Annotated in this window: 14 protein-coding genes; 3 read left to right on the forward strand and 11 right to left on the reverse strand. The window is 70.4% G+C overall.

Going from position 1 to position 18,261, the window contains the following annotated elements; all coding sequences use genetic code 11:
* Window positions 1–180: 180 nt before the first annotated feature.
* Window positions 181–1,752 (forward strand): purple acid phosphatase family protein, encoded by a 1,572-nt coding sequence (locus ACFVYS_RS01165; RefSeq protein WP_389497626.1) that lies wholly within the window; start codon window positions 181–183, stop codon window positions 1,750–1,752.
* A gap of 113 nt (window positions 1,753–1,865) precedes the next feature.
* Here ACFVYS_RS01165 and ACFVYS_RS01170 read toward each other — a convergent pair whose 3' ends face one another.
* The 11 genes from ACFVYS_RS01170 to ACFVYS_RS01220 all read right to left on the reverse strand — a co-directional run bounded on the left by ACFVYS_RS01170 (window position 1,866) and on the right by ACFVYS_RS01220 (window position 16,229).
* Window positions 1,866–2,735 (reverse strand): DUF4429 domain-containing protein, encoded by an 870-nt coding sequence (locus ACFVYS_RS01170; RefSeq protein ID WP_389497628.1) that lies wholly within the window; start codon window positions 2,733–2,735, stop codon window positions 1,866–1,868.
* 70 nt (window positions 2,736–2,805) lie between these two features.
* Window positions 2,806–4,575 carry an IucA/IucC family protein gene (locus ACFVYS_RS01175; RefSeq protein WP_389497630.1) on the reverse strand — a complete coding sequence of 590 codons (1,770 nt, stop codon included), beginning with the start codon at window positions 4,573–4,575 and terminating at the stop codon, window positions 2,806–2,808.
* Entirely contained in the window at window positions 4,572–5,126 is a 555-nt protein-coding gene (locus ACFVYS_RS01180) for a GNAT family N-acetyltransferase (protein ID WP_389497632.1), read from the reverse strand. The genes ACFVYS_RS01175 and ACFVYS_RS01180 overlap by 4 nt, the downstream gene beginning before the upstream one ends.
* A complete protein-coding gene (locus ACFVYS_RS01185) occupies window positions 5,123–6,397 on the reverse strand; it encodes a lysine N(6)-hydroxylase/L-ornithine N(5)-oxygenase family protein (protein ID WP_389497634.1) in 1,275 nt (424 codons plus the stop codon). The genes ACFVYS_RS01180 and ACFVYS_RS01185 overlap by 4 nt, the downstream gene beginning before the upstream one ends.
* On the reverse strand, window positions 6,381–7,823 hold the full coding sequence (gene desA / locus ACFVYS_RS01190; RefSeq protein WP_389497636.1) for a lysine decarboxylase DesA: 1,443 nt from the start codon (window positions 7,821–7,823) through the stop codon (window positions 6,381–6,383). Before desA ends, ACFVYS_RS01185 begins: the two co-directional genes overlap by 17 nt.
* A gap of 177 nt (window positions 7,824–8,000) precedes the next feature.
* Window positions 8,001–8,822: a siderophore-interacting protein gene (locus ACFVYS_RS01195; RefSeq protein ID WP_389497638.1), complete on the reverse strand. Its 822-nt coding sequence runs from the start codon at window positions 8,820–8,822 to the stop codon at window positions 8,001–8,003.
* A 136-nt stretch (window positions 8,823–8,958) separates the two neighbouring features.
* Window positions 8,959–10,008 (reverse strand): ABC transporter substrate-binding protein, encoded by a 1,050-nt coding sequence (locus ACFVYS_RS01200; protein WP_389497640.1) that lies wholly within the window; start codon window positions 10,006–10,008, stop codon window positions 8,959–8,961.
* Between the two features lie 451 nt (window positions 10,009–10,459).
* The gene (locus tag ACFVYS_RS01205) at window positions 10,460–11,620 is read right to left on the reverse strand and encodes an acyl-CoA dehydrogenase family protein (RefSeq protein WP_389497642.1); all 1,161 of its coding nucleotides are present in this window, start codon (window positions 11,618–11,620) and stop codon (window positions 10,460–10,462) included.
* Between the two features lie 6 nt (window positions 11,621–11,626).
* Entirely contained in the window at window positions 11,627–12,562 is a 936-nt protein-coding gene (locus tag ACFVYS_RS01210) for a hydroxymethylglutaryl-CoA lyase (RefSeq protein ID WP_389498018.1), read from the reverse strand.
* An 8-nt stretch (window positions 12,563–12,570) separates the two neighbouring features.
* Entirely contained in the window at window positions 12,571–14,598 is a 2,028-nt protein-coding gene (locus ACFVYS_RS01215; RefSeq protein ID WP_389498019.1) for an acetyl/propionyl/methylcrotonyl-CoA carboxylase subunit alpha, read from the reverse strand.
* Between the two features lie 14 nt (window positions 14,599–14,612).
* Window positions 14,613–16,229, reverse strand: coding sequence for a carboxyl transferase domain-containing protein (locus ACFVYS_RS01220; protein ID WP_389497644.1), 1,617 nt, complete (start codon window positions 16,227–16,229; stop codon window positions 14,613–14,615).
* Between the two features lie 96 nt (window positions 16,230–16,325).
* On the opposite strand from ACFVYS_RS01220, the gene ACFVYS_RS01225 reads away from it, so the two are divergent.
* Entirely contained in the window at window positions 16,326–16,919 is a 594-nt protein-coding gene (locus ACFVYS_RS01225; RefSeq protein ID WP_142264450.1) for a TetR/AcrR family transcriptional regulator, read from the forward strand.
* A gap of 177 nt (window positions 16,920–17,096) precedes the next feature.
* On the forward strand, window positions 17,097–18,254 hold the full coding sequence (locus ACFVYS_RS01230) for an acyl-CoA dehydrogenase family protein (protein WP_020131774.1): 1,158 nt from the start codon (window positions 17,097–17,099) through the stop codon (window positions 18,252–18,254).
* Window positions 18,255–18,261 lie beyond the last annotated feature (7 nt).

Raw genomic sequence — 18,261 nt, forward strand, 5'->3', positions numbered from 1 at the left:
GATCCTGGGGTACGCGAGCTGGTTTCGCAAGAATCGTGCCCGATTTCGGGCAGGCACCTGTTAAGGAGCCTTGGGGGAACCTTGAATGTGTTATGAGCCGCTGTTCCTCCACCGTCCATTTGGCGGCTTGCGGCCCGTCGCCCGAGGCGACGAGTTTCAGACGTCATGGACACTCCTCGCATGGGCGTACCCGAGCGGCTCGCCGACCGTATGAGCATGGCCGAGCAGCACGAGTACCTGCGCGCCAAGTTCTCCCGGCGCACGATGATCAGAGGCGGCGCCGTCACCCTGGGCACCGTCACGGGTGGCGCGTTCGTGACCGGCGCCACGGCACAGGCCGCCGTGCCGACGCGGACCCCGAAGACCACCCCGGCCGCCGAGCACGTCGACGGCGCCCTCGTCGCCCCCTTCGGGCGCCACCTCGCCTACGGCAAGGACCCGCGCACCGAGATCACGGTCTCCTGGCAGGTCCCGGTCGCGGTGAAGAAGCCCTTCATCCGGATCGGCGCCCACCCCTGGGACCTCTCCCGCAAGATCGAGGCCGAGGTGCGCACCCTCTACACCCCGGCCGGGGTCGGCGCCAGCGGCGACCACACCCAGTACTACCTGCACGCCGAGCTCACCCACCTCAAGCCCGGCAGGACGTACTACTACGGCGTCGGCCACGCGGGCTTCGACCCGGCCGCCGCCCACATCCTCGGCACTCTCGGCACCTTCACCACCGCCCCCGACCACAAGGCGCCGTTCACCTTCACCGCCTTCGGCGACGAGGGCGTCGGCTACCACGGCCTCGCCAACAACAGCCTCCTCCTCGGCCAGAACCCGGCCTTCCACCTGCACGCCGGTGACATCGCCTACGCCGACCCGGCCGGCCAGGGCAAGAGCGCCGACACCGGCTTCGACTCCCGCGTCTGGGACCAGTTCCTCGCCCAGACCGAGTCCGTCGCCAAGTCCGTCCCGTGGATGCCGGCCTACGGCAACCACGACATGGAGGCCTGGTACTCGCCCAACGGCTACGGCGGCGAGGAGGCCCGCTGGAACCTCCCGGACAACGGTCCCGACGCGAAGAACCTCCCGGGCGTCTACACCTTCGTCTACGGCAACACGGCGGTGATCTCGCTCGACGCCAACGACATCTCCTTCGAGATCCCGGCCAACCTCGGCATCTCCGGCGGCACCCAGACCAAGTGGCTGGAGACGCAGCTCAAGAAGTACCGGGCGTCGAAGGACGTCGACTTCGTCGTGATCTTCTTCCACCACTGCGCCTACTGCACCTCCACCGCGCACGCCTCGGAGGGGGGCGTGCGCCAGGAGTGGGTGCCGCTGTTCGAGAAGTACACCGTGGACCTGGTCATCAACGGCCACAACCACCAGTACGAGCGCACCGACGTCATCAAGAAGGGCGCCGTCACCAAGAAGCTCCCGATCGGCGGCACGGCGTACCCCGAGACCGACGGTGTGGTGTACGTCACCGCGGGCGCGGCCGGCCGCAGCCTGTACGCCTTCAGTGCCCCGCTCTCCTACGAGGGCCACGAGAACGAGGTCGACTCCGTCGCGTCCTTCATCAACACCAAGGACGGCAAGGTCGACGAGACCGTCACCTGGTCGCGGGTGCGCTACCTCGACTACTCGTTCCTGCGGGTGGACGTGACCCCGGCGGCGAAGGGCCGTACGGCCACGCTGACCGTGCGCGGCATCGCCGAGACCGGCGCGCAGGTCGACCACTTCACGGTGGCCCGCAAGGCGAAGTAACCCCGCCAGGAGGCCCCCGCCGGGTGCGCCCGGAAGGCGGGGCGCACACCCACGCGGCGCACCCACCCGCGCACCCACCCGCGCACCCACGCCGGCAGGCGGTCCTCGTCGTGCTACAAGCGCCTGAGGACCGCCTGTTTGGCCATCGCGAACTCCTCGTCCGTCAGGACGCCGTCACGGCGCAGCTCGCCGAGTTCGCGCAGCCGGCGCAGCAGCGCGTCGTGGTCGTCACCGCCGGCGGAGTCCGGCTCGCGCTGCGCGGGCAGGGCGTCCCGGGGGCCGGACGCCGGGTGCGGCAGTCTGGCCTGCACGGCCGCCGCGACGAGCGCCATCAGCGGGTCCTTCCTGAACCCCCACAGCTCCACGGCGTTGGGGTCGTACTTGGCCGGCGCCTTCGTCGGTGCGTGGCGCAGCCGGAAGCGCAGACAGCCGTTCTCGAGGCCGACCGCGGGCTGCCACTCCACCGCCTCGATCTCCGCGATGCCGATACTGCGCGCCCCTGCGGAGGCCTTGGACTCCTCGGTCTTCCAGTTCCACTCCAGGCGTACCCGCTCACCGTCGAAGCTCGCCGTGCCGTCCCCGGCGGAGGCGGACAGGGGCACCGACGGGCCGGGCAGCAGATACGCGTCCACCGGGTCGGTCGGCACCTCGTCGAGGAGCAGTGCCTGGCGCACCTCGTCCACGAGGTACTCGGCGACCCCGTACCGGTCGGATTCGACGAGCAGCTGGTACGGATCGTGCGGCTCGGTCAGCCGTCCGCCGGTCGCCTGGAGCAGGGGATCGGCGCCGTCCCGCAGCCGTAGCCGCAGCCGCCCCGTCTTCTTTCCCTGCTCGAACGACAGCCCGGCCAACGCGCCCAGAGGGACGATCAGTTCACCCAGTTCCCTGCGCAGCGGGCTGACGTTCTTGTCCCGGCCCGGGGTCAGCCGCAGGGCATCGCCGTCGAAGACCCAGGTGCCGTCCTTCTGGATGATTTCCGCCATGGGGGGATTCTTCCAAAGACGGCGACGGGCGCCCCCGAGGACCGTACTCGGGGGCGCCCGTCCGCCCGGATCAGAACCCCGCGACGGGATTTTTCAGGGTTCCGACCAGCTGGAGGGCGCCCGACGGGTCCGCCAGGTCCACCATCTGCTTGTTGTTGCGCAGCTGGAGACGGTTGAGGCAGGACAGGGCGAACTCGGGGGCGAACATGTCGTACTGGCGGAACCTGTCGGCCAGTTCGGGGTTCGCTGCCTGGTAGGCGCGGGTGACCTCGGCGACCGTGTGCCAGAAGTCGTCCTCGTCGAGGATCCCCTCGGTGGCGAGGCCGGCCGCGAGGAAGCGGAAGAAGCAGTCGAAGACGTCCGTGAAGATGGACAGCAGCTTCTTGTCCTCGGGCACCTCGACGCGGATGCGCCGGACCTCGGGCGGCAGCACCGCGTCCGGGTCCATGACCGCGATCTCCTCGGCGATGTCCTTGTAGATCGCCCGCTGCACCGCTCCGTCCTTCAGGACCAGGATCGTGTTCTCGCCGTGCGGCATGAACACCAGGTCGTAGGCGTAGAAGCTGTGCAGGAGCGGGGTGTAGTACGCCTGGAGGTAGCTGCGCAACCACTCGGTCGGCGGCAGGCCCGACTGCTCGATCAGCGCGCCGGCCACCGAGCGGCCCTCGTGGTCCACATGGACCAGGGAGGCCATGGTCGCGAGCGACTCGCCGTCCCGGAGCGTCGGCACCGGGCTCTCCCGCCACAGCGCGGCCAGCATCTTGCGGTACGGCGAGTAGCGGTCCGTCGCGGCCTCGTACTCCAGGTGCCGGTAGCCGACGGCCGCCCGCTCCCGGATGATCGACAGGCCCGTCGAGCGCAGCACCGGGTCGTTGTCGATGAGCTGGGCCAGCCAGTCGTTGATGGCCGGGGTCGCCTCCATGTAGGCGGCCGAGAGCCCGCGCATGAAGCCCATGTTGAGGACGGACAGGGCCGTCTTCACATAGTGCTTCTCGGGGTGCGAGGAGTTGAAGAACGTCCGGATGGACTGCTGCGCCAGGTACTCGTCGTCGCCCTCGCCCAGGCAGACCAGGTTGCCGCGGGCGATCTCGGCGGCGAAGGTGACGGTGAGCTTGTTCCACCACTGCCAGGGGTGGACGGGGATGAGGAGGTAGTCGTCCGGGTTCCGGTCCTGCTCGCGCAGGACGGCGTCGAACCGCTCGACCGTCTTCTCGCCCAGCTCCTCCCGCACGAACGACTCGTACGTGATACCGACGCCCGCCGTGAACGCGGCCCGCGAGCGGTGCGCGGCCAGCCACACCAGCCGGACCGGGCTCGCCGTCTCCGGGGCGTACGACAGGTACTCGTGGATGCCGAAGCCGAGCCGCCCGTTGTTGGCGACGAAGCAGGGGTGGCCCTCGGTCATCCCGGTCTCGATGGCCTGGAAGCCGCTCCTGACCAGCTCCGCGGACGTGATCTGCGGCTTGGTCAGTTTGTAGCAGGTGCCGGAGAGGGTGGAGGAGATCTCCTCCAGGTAGACCGGCAGGATCTCCTCGCTCAGGCCCAGCGTCTTCTTCAGCTCGATGAAGAAGTCCAGCGCGGTGACCGGGAGTTCGGCCTCGTCGCGGGTGCGGGTGATCGAGTCGGCATCCACCTGCCAGTGGTCGAGGGCGTGGCGGACGGCGGTGAAGCGGTAGTAGGTCAGCCCGTCGTCGCTGCGGACGACGAAGCGGCCGTCCTTCTCCTCGGGGGTGATCAGGCGCTCGTGCGCGAACTCCGCGAGGGCTTTGCGGACGAGCAGACGGTTGGCCTTCTCCCAGCGCTCGGGGGAGAGGTGGGCGACGGCGTCGGCGAGGCTCATGCCGGCACCCCCGTCGCCGCGACGAACTGCTCGCGGGTGCAGAAGCTCAGCAACGCCCGCTTCTCCGGCTTCTGGATCTCCCGCTCGGGCACGAACCCGACAGCCTCGTTGAGGGTGTGCACCGCCGTGTTGGAGACGTCCGGCTCGACGACGACCCGGGAGGTGGCCGGGTCGTCGAAGAGGCGCGCCATCACGGTGGTGATCACGGCCCGGGTGAACCCGTGCACGGGCCGGTCGGTGGGGGCGACCAGGAAGTGCATGCCGACGTCGCCGGGCCGCGGCTCGTACAGGCCGACCAGCTCACGGTGGGCCGGGTCGTAGTACTCCATCAGGAACGCGGGCTCGCCGTCGTGCAGGCCGATGAGGGCGTGGCTGTGCTCGTCGGCCGCGATGTCCATGTAGGCGCGCTCGACGTCCACCAGTTTCGCGTTCTGCATCATCCAGTACGCGGCCTTGGGGTGCGTGACCCAGCCGTGCAGCAGCCCGGCGTCCTCGACGGGGTCGAGCGGGCGCAGGGTGAGGCGGCCGACGGCGGCCGTGGTCGTGCTCATACGGCGAACTCCTGGAACGCGATGGTCTTCTCGACCGGGTAGTACTCGCTGCCGAGCAGGTCACGGATGATCGAGCTGTTGCGGTACGCCCCCATGCCGAGGTCGGGGGAGGTGATGCTGTGGGTGTGCGCGCCCGCGTTCTGCAGGAACACGCCCCGGCCGGTGGTGTCGATGGAGTAGTTGCGGGCGACGTCGAAGTTGCCGTGCGCGTCGTACCGCAGTCTGTCCCGGACGGGCGCGAGGAACTCCGGCTCGGTGTACCTGTAGCCGGTGGCCAGGACCAGCCCCTGGGAGTCCAGCTCGAAGTCCTTGCCCTGCTCGTCCTGGCGGAAGGCGAGGGTGTAGGTGCCGTCGGCGTAACGCGCGCTCGTCAGCGAGGAGTTGGTGAGCAATCGGGTGGGCACCGGGCCGCCGAGGTTCTTCTGGTAGAGCAGGTCGAAGATCTCGTTGATGAGATCGCCGTCGATGCCCTTGTACAGGTTCTTCTGCTCGGCGGTGAGGCGGTAGCGGGTCTGCTCGGGCAGCTCGCGGAAGTAGTCGATGTACTCCGGGGAGGTCATCTCCAGCGTGAGCTTGGTGTACTCCAGCGGGAAGAAGCGCGGGGAGCGGGTGACCCAGTTCAGCCGGTAGCCGTGGACGTCGATCTCGCTGAGCAGGTCGTAGTAGATCTCGGCGGCCGATTGCCCGGAGCCGACCAGTGTGATCGACTCCTTCTTCTGGAGTTCCGCCTTGTGCCGCAGATAGCGGGAGTTGTGCAGGAAGTCGCCGCCCAGGTCCGCGCAGGCCTCCGGGACGTACGGGGGTGTGCCGGTGCCGAGGACCAGGTGCCGGGCGCGGAAGCGCTCTCCGGCGGTGGTCCGCACGACGTACACGTCGTCCTCGTACGTCACTTCCGCGACCGTCGTCGAGAAGCGCACGCTGCTCAGCTTGTTCGCGGCCCAGCGGCAGTAGTCGTCGTACTCGACCCGCAGCGGGTAGAAGTTCTCGCGGATGTAGAACGAGTACAGCCGGCCTTTCTCCTTCAGGTAGTTGAGGAAGGAGAAAGGCGAGGTCGGGTCGGCGAGGGTGACCAGGTCCGACATGAACGGCGTCTGGAGGTGGGCGCCGTCGAGGAACATGCCGGCGTGCCACTCGAAGTCCGGCTTGGACTCCAGGAAGACGCCGTCGAGCGTGTCGATGGGCTCGGTGAGGCAGGCGAGGCCGAGGTTGAAGGGGCCGAGCCCGATCCCCACGAAGTCATAGGTGTGGCTGGCTTCAGGAAGCGCGGTCAAGGGACTCTCCCAGGTACTGCTCGGCGTGGCCGGCGATCAGGTCGAGTACGGCGGCGATGTCGTCGGTCGTCGTCTCGGGGTTCAGCAGGGTGAACTTCAGGTAGTGGCGGGCGCCGACCTTCGTGCCCGCGACCACCGCGTCACCGGACGCGAACAGGGCCTTGCGGGCGTAGAGGTTGGCGCGGTCGATCTCGGCCGGGTCGGTGACGGCGGCGGGGATGTAGCGGAAGACGAGGGTGGAGAGCGACGGCTGGACGACGACGTCGAAGCGCGGGTCGGCGGCCAGCAGGTGCCAGCCCTCGACGGTCAGGTCGCAGACCTCGTCGAAGAGCTGCCCGATGCCGTCGGCGCCCATGGTCCGCAGGGTCATCCACAGTTTGAGCGCGTCGAAGCGGCGCGTGGTCTGCAGGGACTTGTCCACCTGGTTGGGGATGCGCTCCTGCACCATGCGGCGCGGGTTGAGGTACTCGGCGTGATAGGTGGCGTGGCGGAGCGTGGCCGCGTCGCGGACCAGTACGGCCGACGAACTCACCGGCTGGAAGAAGGACTTGTGGTAGTCCACGGTGACGGAGTCGGCGCGCTCGATGCCGTCGATCCGGTCCCGGTACTTCACGGAGGCGAGCAGGCCGCAGCCGTAGGCCGCGTCGACGTGCATCCAGGTCTCGTACCGGTCGCACAGTTCGGCGATCTCGGGCAGCGGGTCGATGGAGCCGAAGTCGGTGGTGCCGGCGGTGGCGACCACGGCCATGGGCGTCAGACCGGCCTCCTTGCACCGCTCCAGCTCGTGGGCGAGCGCGACGGTCTGCATCCGCTTGTTGTTGTCCACCGGGACGGACACCACCGCTTCGGGTCCGAGGCCCAGCAGTTTCGCGGACTTCTTCACGCTGAAGTGGCTGACCACGGAGGCGAAGATGCGCAGGTCGGCGAGCGACTCGGCTTTGGCCTCCTCGCGGGCGAGCAGCAGCGCCTGGAGGTTGGACTGGGTGCCGCCGGAGGTGAACACGCCGTCGGCGGCCGGCCCGAGGCCGATCCGGGCCGTCGTCCAGTCGATCAGTTTGCGCTCGATGAGGGTGCCGCCGGCCGACTGGTCCCAGGTGTCGAGGGAGGAGTTGACGGCCGACAGGACCGCCTCGCCCAGCACGGCGGGTATGACGACCGGGCAGTTGAGGTGAGCGAGGTAGCGGGGGTGGTGGAAGTAGATCGCGTCGCGGAGGTAGACCTCCTCCAGCTCGTCCAGGACGGCCGTGGTGTCGTGCAGCGGCTTGTCCAGGTCGATCCCGTCGATGCGGGGCGCGAGGGCGTCGACCGAGACGCCGGTGAACGGACGGTCGGTGGCGGCGATTTTGGCGGCCACCCGCTCTACTCCTTCGGTCACGGAGCGGCGGTACTGCTCCGCGGTCGTGTCATTGAGCAGGTGCGAGCGCATGGTGGGGGTCCTCCGGGGGGTGGGGACGAGGTCTGCTGCGGGACGGGCTCGGGGACGGAGTCTCTGGTTCAACTTAGGTTAGCCTAACCTAAGTAATGAAGAAGGAGTCTTGCCTCATCCGTGACCGTGATCACGTCGGTGCCCCCGCACAACTGCCTGCGGGGGCACGGGTGGTGGCTACTCCGCCGCGCGGAGCTGCTCCTCGTTCATGCCCTGGCGCCAGTACCCGACGAAGGTGATGCGGCGCCGGTCGATTCCGCGTTCCCGGACGAAGTGGCGGCGCAACGCCTTCACGCACCCCGACTCGCCCGCGATCCAGACGTACGGGTGCTCGGCGGCCGGGAGCCGGGCCTCGCGGAGGGCGTCCACGGAACTCTCACCGACCACCCAGGTGATCTCGGCGTCCGCCGTGGTCGCCAACTCGCGCACGTTCCCGGCATCGTGCGCCTCCAGCCAGACCCGGACGCGCTGTCCGGCCGGCCGGGACTCCAGAATCGACGCGATGGCCGGCAGGGCACTCTCGTCACCCCACAGCACGACCAGATCCGTGTCCCCGGGCGGGCGGAACCGGATCGCCCGGTTGTCGGCCAGGGCCGGGCCCAGCAGGACGACCCGGTCCCCGGCACCGGCAGCCGAGGCCCACGCGGAGGCGGGGCCGGCCGGGGTGTGCAGCACGAAGTCGATGTCGATCTCGGTGGTGCGCCCGAGCGCGTCCCGGCGAAGGGCCCGGAGCGTGTACGAACGCATCACCGCCCGTACGTTGTCCGGCAGTTCACGCCACCCCTGCCACCAGCCGTCGCCCAGCTCGTAGGGCACCTGCGGCTCGCTCTGACCCGGCTGGGGCAGGAACAGCGACAGCGACTGGTCGTGCCCGTCGGAGAAGAAGTGCTCCAGGTCCTGCCCGGCGAAGGTGACCCGGACGAGCGACGACCCGACCCGCCGAGCCCGCACGACGTCAAGCGAGAAGAACCGGAAGGGCGCGGCAACGGCGGTGGTCACGGGGGCTCCTGGAGCGTAGGGCAGGGCAGTGCGGCTCGGTCAGGGGCGCGGGGCCGCATCGACATGCGGCCCCGCCGCGTGGGCGCGATCGGCCACCACGGACGCGCGGCCCGCCCACGACATCAAGCCGCCCTGATCAGGCGACCTTCTTCGCGTTCTCGAGCGCCTCGGCGAGGTTCTCGAGCAGCGGCACACACTTCGCGTACGAGAGGATGGGCTCGGGCGAGCGCGCGATGACCTGACCGGCCTTCACCGCGGGCAGCTTCTTCCAGGTCGCCTCGGTGATGTCGGCCGGCTGGATGGTCGAGGAGCGGTCGTCCATCATGATGATGTCGGCCGCGTACTTGTCGACGTTCTCCCAGCTGAGCGACTCGTACCAGCCGCCACCCTTCGCCTTCGCGCTCTCCGGCGGCTCGACGAAGTTCACGCCGAGGGCCTTGAAGTACTCCAGGTCGATGGAGAGGTTGGTGCCGGAGACGTAGAAGAGCGCCTCGCTCGCGGAACCGGCCAGCACCTTGATCTCGGGCTTGGCCTTGGCGGCGGCGCGCAGCCGGGCGGCCGCGTCCTCGAACTTCTTCTTGGCGTCGGTGGCCGCGGCCGCCGTCATGTCGGCGCCGAGCGACTCGGCCAGCTCCCACATGCGCTGGAGCGGAGCGGTCAGCTGACGGTCGTAGACGGAGATGCCGACGCTCGGGGCGAGCTTGGCGACCTTGTCCTTGGAGGCCTCGGGGACGTACCAGAGGGTGCCGGCGTTGTCGAACATCGTGGAGATGAGCACCTCGGGCGCGAGGGCCGCGTACTTCTCGACGTTGAACTCGTCCCAGACGTTGCCGAGGACCGTCACCTTGCTGACGTCCATGTCGCCGGCCTGGACGTCGGCCTTGCCCGCGGCGGTCTTGGTCGGGCCGAAGACGCCCTTGACCTGGATGCCGTAGTCGTACAGGGCGGCGCCGACGCCGGTGAAGGCGACGATGTTCGTGGGGATCTTGTCGAGCTTCACCGTGGTGCCGCGGTCGTCCTTGAAGGTCCAGGGACCGGACTTGGCCGAGGAGCTCGCCGACGACCGGGAGCCGCTGCTGCTCGCGTCGTCGTCCCCGCAGGCGGCGAGGGCGGCACCGAGGCCCAGCGCGCCACCGACGGCGAGGATGCCACGGCGGGTGGGACGAGCGGCTCTGGCGTTGGGCATGTCTCTGGCTACTTTCGGACGGGGCGGATCACCCGAGGACGGTTCGAACGTAGGTTAGCCTAACCTCAGCTCGTGTCCAGAGGGTGGTTCCGGGTGGTGGAACACCCGCCTCGATGCATGCCCGTTTCCTGTGCCCATCCTGTGGATCAAAGGTGTACGGGGTGTCAGGAGACTGAACAGGGACCGGAGTTGCTGATCACTCCGAGGATGTGAAGAACGCTCGGGCGGCCTCGAAGCATGCCGAGGAGGCCGCCGCACCGGCCCGGATCGAGCGGTGCGGCGGCCTCCTGTGTGCATCAGGTCGACGGTGTCAGGTCGACTTCCCGCCATCGCGCGCACGCGCCCCCGACGGCCGCCGCGGGCCGGCGCGGTTCAGCCCCCCTCGCGGCCCAGTGCCCCCTCGCGGCCCAGTCCCCTCCTCGCGGCCCGGCGCGCCTCGGGCCCTCGGGGCTCAGCCGGGCAGCCCCAACTCGCGGGCGATCAACATCCGTTGCACCTCGCTCGTGCCCTCGCCGATCTCCAGGATCTTGGAGTCGCGCCACATCCGGGCCACCGGGTACTCGTTCATGAAGCCGTAGCCGCCGTGCACCTGGGTGGCGTCGCGGGCGTTGTCGACGGCGATCGTCGACGAGTAGAGCTTGGCGACGGCGGCCTCCTTCTTGAAGGGTTCCCCGGCCACCAGCCGCGAGGCCGCGTCACGCCAGGCGAGGCGGGCCGTGTGGGCCTTCATCTCCATGTCGGCGATCTTGAACTGGATGGCCTGGTTGGCGCCGATCGGACGGCCGAACGCGTGCCGTTCCTTCGCGTACTTCACCGACTCGTCCACACAGCCCTGCGCGAGGCCGGTCGCCAGCGCCGCGATGGCGATACGCCCCTCGTCGAGGATCCGCAGGAACTGCGCGTACCCGCGGCCCTCCTCGCCCAGCAGGTTCGCCGCCGGGACACGCACGTCCGAGAAGGACAGCTCACGGGTGTCGGAGGCGTTCCAGCCGACCTTCGAGTACGGGCTCGCGACCGTGAAGCCCGGCGTGCCGGACGGGACGATGATCGCCGAGATCAGCGGCCGGCCGTCCGGCTTGCGGCCGGTCACCGCCGTGACCGTGACCAGCCCCGTGATGTCCGTACCCGAGTTGGTGATGAAGCACTTGGTGCCGTTGATCACCCACTCGTCCGTCTCGGGGTCGAGCCGGGCCGTCGTACGGGTCGCGCCCGCGTCCGAGCCGCCGTCCGGCTCGGTCAGGCCGAAGGCGCCGAGGATCTCGCCGGAGCACAGCCGCGGCAGCCACTCCCGCTTCTGCTCCGGTGTCCCGAAGAGATGGATCGGCATGGCGCCCAGCGAGACGCCCGCTTCCAGGGTGATCGCCACGGACGAGTCGACGCGCGCGAGTTCCTCCAGCACGATGCCGAGCGCGAGGTAGTCGCCGCCCATGCCGCCGTGCTCCTCGGGGAACGGCAGTCCGAACAGGCCCATGCGGCCCATCTCGCGGACGATCTCGTACGGGAACTCGTGCCGCTCGTAGAAGTCACCGATCTTGGGCGCGACCACGTCGTGCGCGAACTCCTCGACGGTGCGGCGGAGTTCTTCCAGTTCGGGAGAGAGACGGTGGTCCATGTCGGGTCACTGCTCCTTGTGGGACTGTGCGGTTCCGCCGAGTGCTCGGACGGTGCGGGAAGGGCTGGGTCGGCCCAGGCGGCCGGCCATCCACTCGCTTGTGGCGACGAGACGGCCGAGGTCCACCCCGGTGTCGATGCCGAGGCCCCGCAGCATCCACACCAGGTCTTCGGTGGCGAGATTGCCGGTGGCGGACTTGGCGTACGGGCAGCCGCCGAGTCCGCCCGCCGAGGCGTCGACGGTGGTGACGCCGTGCTGGAGCGCGGCGAGGGTGTTGGCGAGCGCCTGGCCGTACGTGTCGTGGAAGTGCACGCCCAGCGCACCCGTGGGCACGCCCTGTTCGTTCAGCGCGGTCAGCAGGGCCCGGACGTGGCCCGGGGTGGCCACGCCGATCGTGTCGCCCAGGCTCAGCTCGTCGCAGCCCAGGTCGAGCAGGGCCCGGCAGACCCGGACGACCTGGTCGACCGGGACCGCCCCCTCCCACGGGTCGCCGAAGCACATGGAGAGGTAGCCGCGCACATGCACGTCCTGCGCCTTGGCCCGGGCCACCACCGGCCCGGACATCGCCAGTACCTCGTCCACCGAGCGGTTGAGGTTGGCCTTGGCGAAGGACTCGGTGGCGCTGGCGAAGACGGCGACCCGGCGCGCGCCCAGGGAGAGGGCCCGGTCCAGGCCCCGCTCGTTCGGCACCAGCACCGGGAGCGCCACATCGAGGCCGCTCACGCGCGGGAACAGCTCCTCGGCGTCCGCGAGTTGGGGCACCCAGCCGGGGTGGACGAAGCTGGTCGCCTCGATGGTGGTGAGGCCCGCGTCGGCGAGGCGGTGGACGAACTCCGCCTTGACGGCCGTCGGCACGGTCGCCTTCTCGTTCTGGAGGCCGTCGCGCGGACCCACCTCGTGGATGCGCACCCGCGCGGGAAGGCCCTCGGCCGGTACGGCCATGGGAAGTGTCACCGGTCCTCCTGTGCCTCTGCCTCGGCCGGTGCGATGACGGCCAGCACCTGGTCCATGGCGACCGTCGTGCCCGGCGTCACGTCCAGTTCGGCGACCGTGCCGGCGTGCGGGGCGGAGATGACGTGCTCCATCTTCATCGCCTCGACGACCAGCAGGCTCTGGCCCGCGATCACCTCGTCGCCGACGGCGACCTTCACCACCGTGACCGTGCCGGGCATGGGCGCGGTGAGCGAGTCGGCGCCGGCGTGAGCCCCTCGGGAGAGGGAGTCGGCGACCGGATCGTGGTCGCGCACGTTCCAGGCGTCGCCGTCCCGGCCCAGCCAGGTGCCGTCCGGCGTCGCGGCGAAGGACTGCGCGACGCCGTCGAGCCGGCAGGTGAACCGGGGATCCGCTCCCGGGGCCGGGAGCGGGCCCCCGGCGCCCCGCAGCGGGGTGTCCGCCCCGTCCGGCAGCACCTCGGCCGTGCCGTCCGCCGTGCCGCGCACGCGGACGGTCACCGGGTCGTGTCCCGGCACGTGCAGGTGGTGCGCCGTCCAGGCGGGCTCGCCGCCGAGACGCCAGCCGTCCGCGACGGCGAAGGGGTCCACCCAGCCCGGGCCGGGCGCGGGGGAGAGCGCGGCCTGGCGCAGCAGCGCCGCCGCCGCGTAGACGTCCTGCGGTACGTCGGCCGCCACGAGCGTCGCGGCCTCCCGCTCCACCAGGCCCGTGTCCAGCTCGCCGGCCACGACCGCCGGATGGGCCAGCAGCCGCCGCAGGAACCCGGCGTTGGTCTGCACGCCCAGCGTGACCGTCTCGGCGAGGGCCGCCCGGAGGCGGCGCAGCGCCGTCTCCCGGTCCGGGCCGTAGGCGATCACCTTGGACAGCATCGGGTCGTAGAGGCTGCCCACCTCGGTGCCCTCGCTGAGGCCGGAGTCGGTGCGTACGCCGTCGCCCTGGGGTTCGCGCAGCCGGAGCACCGTCCCGCCGGAGGGCAGGAACCCGCGTGCGGGGTCCTCGGCGCAGATCCGCGCCTCGACCGCGTGCCCGGTCAGCCGGACGTCGTCCTGGCCGAAGGACAGCGGCTCACCGGCGGCCACCCGCAGCTGCCACTCCACCAGGTCCAGACCGGTGACCAGTTCGGTGACCGGGTGCTCCACCTGGAGCCGGGTGTTCATCTCCATGAAGTAGTACGAGGACGGGTCGTTGCCCGGCACGATGAACTCCACCGTGCCCGCGCCCCGGTAGCCGCACGAGCGCGCCGCCTGGACCGCCGCCTCGCCCATGGCCGCGCGGGTCTTCTCGTCCAGCAGGACCGAGGGCGCCTCCTCGATGATCTTCTGGTGCCGGCGCTGGAGGGAGCACTCGCGCTCGCCCAGGTGCACCACGTTCCCGTGGCCGTCGGCCAGCACCTGGATCTCGATGTGCCGGGGCCGGTCCACCCACCGTTCGACGAGGAGCGTGTCGTCCCCGAAGGAGGCGCGGGCCTCGCGGCGGGCGGCGGCGATCTCCTCGTCCAGCACGGCCAGGTCCCGCACCAGGCGCATGCCCTTGCCGCCGCCGCCGGCCGAGGGCTTGAGCAGCACGGGGGTGCCGATCTCGCGGGCCGCGTCGGCGAGTTCGGCGTCGGTGAGTCCGCTGCCGCTGGACCCGGGCACCACCGGCACCCCGGCCGCCTGCACGGTCTCCTTGGCCCGGATCTTGTCGCCCATCAGGGAGATGGCGTCCGCGGACGGTCCGATGAAGACCAGCCCGGCGTCGGCGCAGGCGCGCGCGAAGCCGGCGTTCTCCGCGAGGAAGCCGTAGCCGGGGTGGACGGCCCGGGCGCCGGTGCGGGCGGCCGCCGCGAGCAGCCGCTCCACCGACAGATAGCTCTCGGCCGCCGGCGCCGGACCGATGCGTACGGCGGTGTCGGCCTCCCGGACGTGCCGGGCGTCCGCGTCGGCGTCGGAGAAGACGGCCACCGAACGCACGCCCAGCGCGCGCAGGGTGCGGATGACGCGGACGGCGATCTCGCCCCGGTTGGCCACAAGCACGGTGTCGAACATCATTGCTCCCCTCCTCACATCCGGAAGACGCCGAACTGGGGGTCACCCAGCGGCGCATGGGCACAGGCGGTCAGGGCGAGGCCCAGCACCTGCCGGGTCTCCAGCGGGTCGATCACGCCGTCGTCCCAGAGCCGGGCGGTGGCGTAGTAGGCGTTGCCCTGGCGCTCGTACTGCTGCCGGACCGGTGTCTTGAAGGCCTCTTCCTCGTCCGCGGGCCACTCCTGGCCCCGCGCCTCAAGCTGGTCCCGTTTGACGGTCGCGAGCACGGAGGCGGCCTGCTCGCCGCCCATGACGGAGATCTTGGCGCCCGGCCACATCCACAGGAAGCGGGGCGAGTAGGCCCGGCCGCACATGGAGTAGTTCCCGGCGCCGTACGAGCCGCCGACGACGACCGTCAGCTTCGGCACGCGCGTGCACGCCACGGCCGTCACCATCTTGGCGCCGTGCTTGGCGATGCCGCCGGCCTCGTAGTCCCGGCCGACCATGAAGCCGGAGATGTTCTGGAGGAACACCAGCGGGATCCCGCGCTGGTCGCACAGCTCGATGAAGTGGGCGCCCTTCTGGGCGGACTCGGAGAACAGGATGCCGTTGTTGGCGACGATGCCGACCGGATGGCCGTGGATCCGGGCGAAGCCGGTGACCAGGGTCTGCCCGAACTCGGACTTGAACTCGGCGAACCGGGAGCCGTCGACCACGCGCGCGATGACCTCGCGCGCGTCGTAGGGGGTGCGGGAGTCGACGGGCACCGCGCCGTACAGCCCGTAGGGGTCGACCTTGGGTTCGACGGACGGCCGCACCTCCCAGGGCAGCGGCCCGCGCGCGGGGAGGGTGCCGACGATGTTGCGGACGATCCGCAGCGCGTGCGCGTCGTCCTCCGCGAGGTGGTCGGTCACGCCGGACACCCGCGCGTGCACCTCGCCGCCGCCCAGCTCCTCCGCGGTGACGACCTCGCCGGTGGCGGCCTTCACCAGCGGGGGCCCGCCCAGGAAGATCGTGCCCTGGCCGCGGACGATGACGGCCTCGTCGCTCATCGCCGGGACGTAGGCCCCGCCGGCCGTGCACGAGCCCAGCACCGCGGCGATCTGCGGGATCCCGGCCCCGGACATCCGGGCCTGGTTGTAGAAGATCCGCCCGAAGTGCTCCCGGTCCGGGAACACCTCGTCCTGCATGGGCAGGAAGGCCCCGCCGGAGTCCACGAGATACAGGCAGGGCAGCCGGTTCTCGAGGGCGACCTCCTGGGCCCGCAGATGCTTCTTCACCGTCATCGGGTAGTACGTGCCGCCCTTGACGGTGGCGTCGTTGGCGACGATCACGCACGCGCGCCCGCCGACCCGCCCGATCCCGGCGATGACCCCGGCCGCCGGGGCCTGCCCCTCGTACATGCCGTCGGCGGCGAGGGGGGCGAGCTCCAGGAAGGGCGAACCCGGGTCCAGGAGGGTGTCGACCCGGTCCCGGGGCAACAGCTTCCCGCGCGCGGTATGGCGTGCCCTCGCCTTCTCCCCACCCCCCAGCCGGGCCGCGGCCAGCTTGCCGCGCAGCTCGTCGACGAGTGCGCGGTGCGCCGCCTCGTTGGCCCGCCAGGCCTCCGACGCGGGGTCTGCCGCGCTCGTCAGCTCCGGTGCCTGCTCCATCCTTGCGGTCCCCTCACCCAGTGATCGACTGTTAATGAGCGTTAACCATTTCCTTCAGGTTAACGACCGCTAACCTCCCTGTCTAGAATTGTCTTCATGGCCACGAGAACCGACGCCCCCACCCGTCGCGAGCAGATCCTCAGGGAGGCCGCGCGGCTGTTCGCCGAGCGCGGGTTCCACGGTGTGGGGGTGGACGAGATAGGCGCCGCCGTCGGCATCAGCGGGCCGGGGCTCTACCGGCACTTCCCGGGCAAGGACGCGATGCTCGCCGAGCTGCTGGTCGGCATCAGCGGCCGGCTGCTGACCGGCGCGAAGCTGCGCCTGCAGGAGGCCGACGGCGTGTCGCCCGAGGCGTTCCTCGACTCGCTCGTCGAGGGCCACATCGACTTCGCCCTCGACGACCGTCCTCTGATCACCCTGCACGACCGTGAGCTGGACCGCCTCCGTGACAGCGACCGCAAGCTGGTCCGCCAGCTCCAGCGGCAGTACGTCGAACTGTGGGTGGAGGCCCTGCGCGCCGTGTATCCGGGCCTCGCCGAGCCGACCGCCCGTTCGGCGGTGCACTCCGTCTTCGGTCTGCTGAACTCCACCCCGCATCTCGGCCGGCCGGGTTCCCTGCCGGGCCGCGCGACCACCGCCGCGCTGCTGCACCGGATGGCCAGGGGGGCCTTCGCGGCGGCCGTGGAGTGACGAGCGTTACCCCCGTCCCACCCTGGACGCTCTTCGTACTCGCCGGTACGGTTGTTCTCTGAGCAAGCGCTTAGCCATGGGTCCCGCACAGTGCCGCAACCACGCATTGAGCAACCCGATGGCGAGCAACCACATCCGCGAGAGCGGCGCCGGCTTAGGCGCAGAGAGGGGCCGGCGGTGCGCCGTACGGTGTTCAACGAGGACCACGAGGCGTTCCGGGAGACTCTCCGGGCCTTCATCGAGGCCGAGGTCGTCCCCGTCTACGACGAGTGGTTCGCGGCCGGCCAGGCGCCGCGCGACTTCTACTACAAGCTCGCCGAGCTCGGTGTCTTCGGGATCCGCGTCGACGAGGAGTACGGCGGCGCCGGCATCGACTCCTACAAGTTCGAGGCCGTCCTCTACGAGGAGACCGCCCGCGCGGGCGTCTCCTTCGGCGGCTCCGGCGTGCACGTGCTGCTCGGTCTGCCCTACATCAAGCTGCTCGCCGACGACGAGCAGAAGAAGCGCTTCCTGCCGAAGTTCGTCTCCGGCGAGGAGATGTGGGCGATCGCGATGACCGAGCCGGGCACCGGCTCCGACCTCGCGGGCATGAAGAGCACCGCCAAGCTCTCCGAGGACGGCACGCACTACGTCCTCAACGGCTCCAAGACCTTCATCACCGGTGGCGTGCACGCCGACCGCATGATCGTCTGCGCCCGTACCGCCGCGCCCACCGCCGAGGACCGCCGCCACGGCATCTCCCTCTTCGTGGTGGACACCAAGGCCGAGGGCTACTCGGTCGGCCGCAAGCTGGACAAGCTCGGCCTGAAGACGTCCGACACCGCCGAGCTGGCGTTCGTCGACGTCAAGGTGCCCGTCGAGGACCTCCTCGGCGAGGAGAACAAGGGCTTCTACTACCTCGGCCACAACCTCGCCTCCGAGCGCTGGGGCATCGCCTACGGCGCGTACGCGCAGGCCAAGGCCGCCGTCCGGTTCGCCAAGCAGTACGTGCAGGAGCGCGTGGTCTTCGGCAAGCCGGTCGCGCACTTCCAGAACACCAAGTTCGAACTGGCCGCCTGCCAGGCCGAGGTGGACGCGGCCGAGGCCGTCGCCGACCGCGCCACGGAGGCCCTGGACGCGGGTGAGCTGACCCCGGCCGAGGCCGCCAGCGCCAAGCTGTTCTGCACCGAGGTCGCCCACCGGGTGATCGACCGCTGCCTCCAGCTGCACGGCGGCTACGGCTTCATGAACGAGTACCCGATCGCCCGCCTGTACGCGGACAACCGCGTCAACCGCATCTACGGCGGCACCAGCGAGATCATGAAGTCGATCATCGCGAAGGACATGGGTCTGTAAGCAGCCC

This window comes from Streptomyces sp. NPDC058295, from assembly GCF_042880655.1.
GTDB classification, from domain to species: domain Bacteria; phylum Actinomycetota; class Actinomycetes; order Streptomycetales; family Streptomycetaceae; genus Streptomyces; species Streptomyces coriariae.

Coding starts and splice junctions, on each gene's coding strand:
- ACFVYS_RS01220 (WP_389497644.1), bottom strand. CDS start 16,229: ATGGAGCAGGCACCGGAGCTGACGAGCGCGGCAGACCCCGCGTCGGAG.
- ACFVYS_RS01200 (WP_389497640.1), bottom strand. CDS start 10,008: ATGCCCAACGCCAGAGCCGCTCGTCCCACCCGCCGTGGCATCCTCGCC.
- ACFVYS_RS01165 (WP_389497626.1), top strand. CDS start 181: ATGGGCGTACCCGAGCGGCTCGCCGACCGTATGAGCATGGCCGAGCAG.
- ACFVYS_RS01170 (WP_389497628.1), bottom strand. CDS start 2,735: ATGGCGGAAATCATCCAGAAGGACGGCACCTGGGTCTTCGACGGCGAT.
- ACFVYS_RS01225 (WP_142264450.1), top strand. CDS start 16,326: ATGGCCACGAGAACCGACGCCCCCACCCGTCGCGAGCAGATCCTCAGG.
- ACFVYS_RS01180 (WP_389497632.1), bottom strand. CDS start 5,126: ATGAGCACGACCACGGCCGCCGTCGGCCGCCTCACCCTGCGCCCGCTC.
- ACFVYS_RS01205 (WP_389497642.1), bottom strand. CDS start 11,620: ATGGACCACCGTCTCTCTCCCGAACTGGAAGAACTCCGCCGCACCGTC.
- desA (WP_389497636.1), bottom strand. CDS start 7,823: ATGCGCTCGCACCTGCTCAATGACACGACCGCGGAGCAGTACCGCCGC.
- ACFVYS_RS01175 (WP_389497630.1), bottom strand. CDS start 4,575: ATGAGCCTCGCCGACGCCGTCGCCCACCTCTCCCCCGAGCGCTGGGAG.
- ACFVYS_RS01215 (WP_389498019.1), bottom strand. CDS start 14,598: ATGTTCGACACCGTGCTTGTGGCCAACCGGGGCGAGATCGCCGTCCGC.
- ACFVYS_RS01210 (WP_389498018.1), bottom strand. CDS start 12,562: ATGGCCGTACCGGCCGAGGGCCTTCCCGCGCGGGTGCGCATCCACGAG.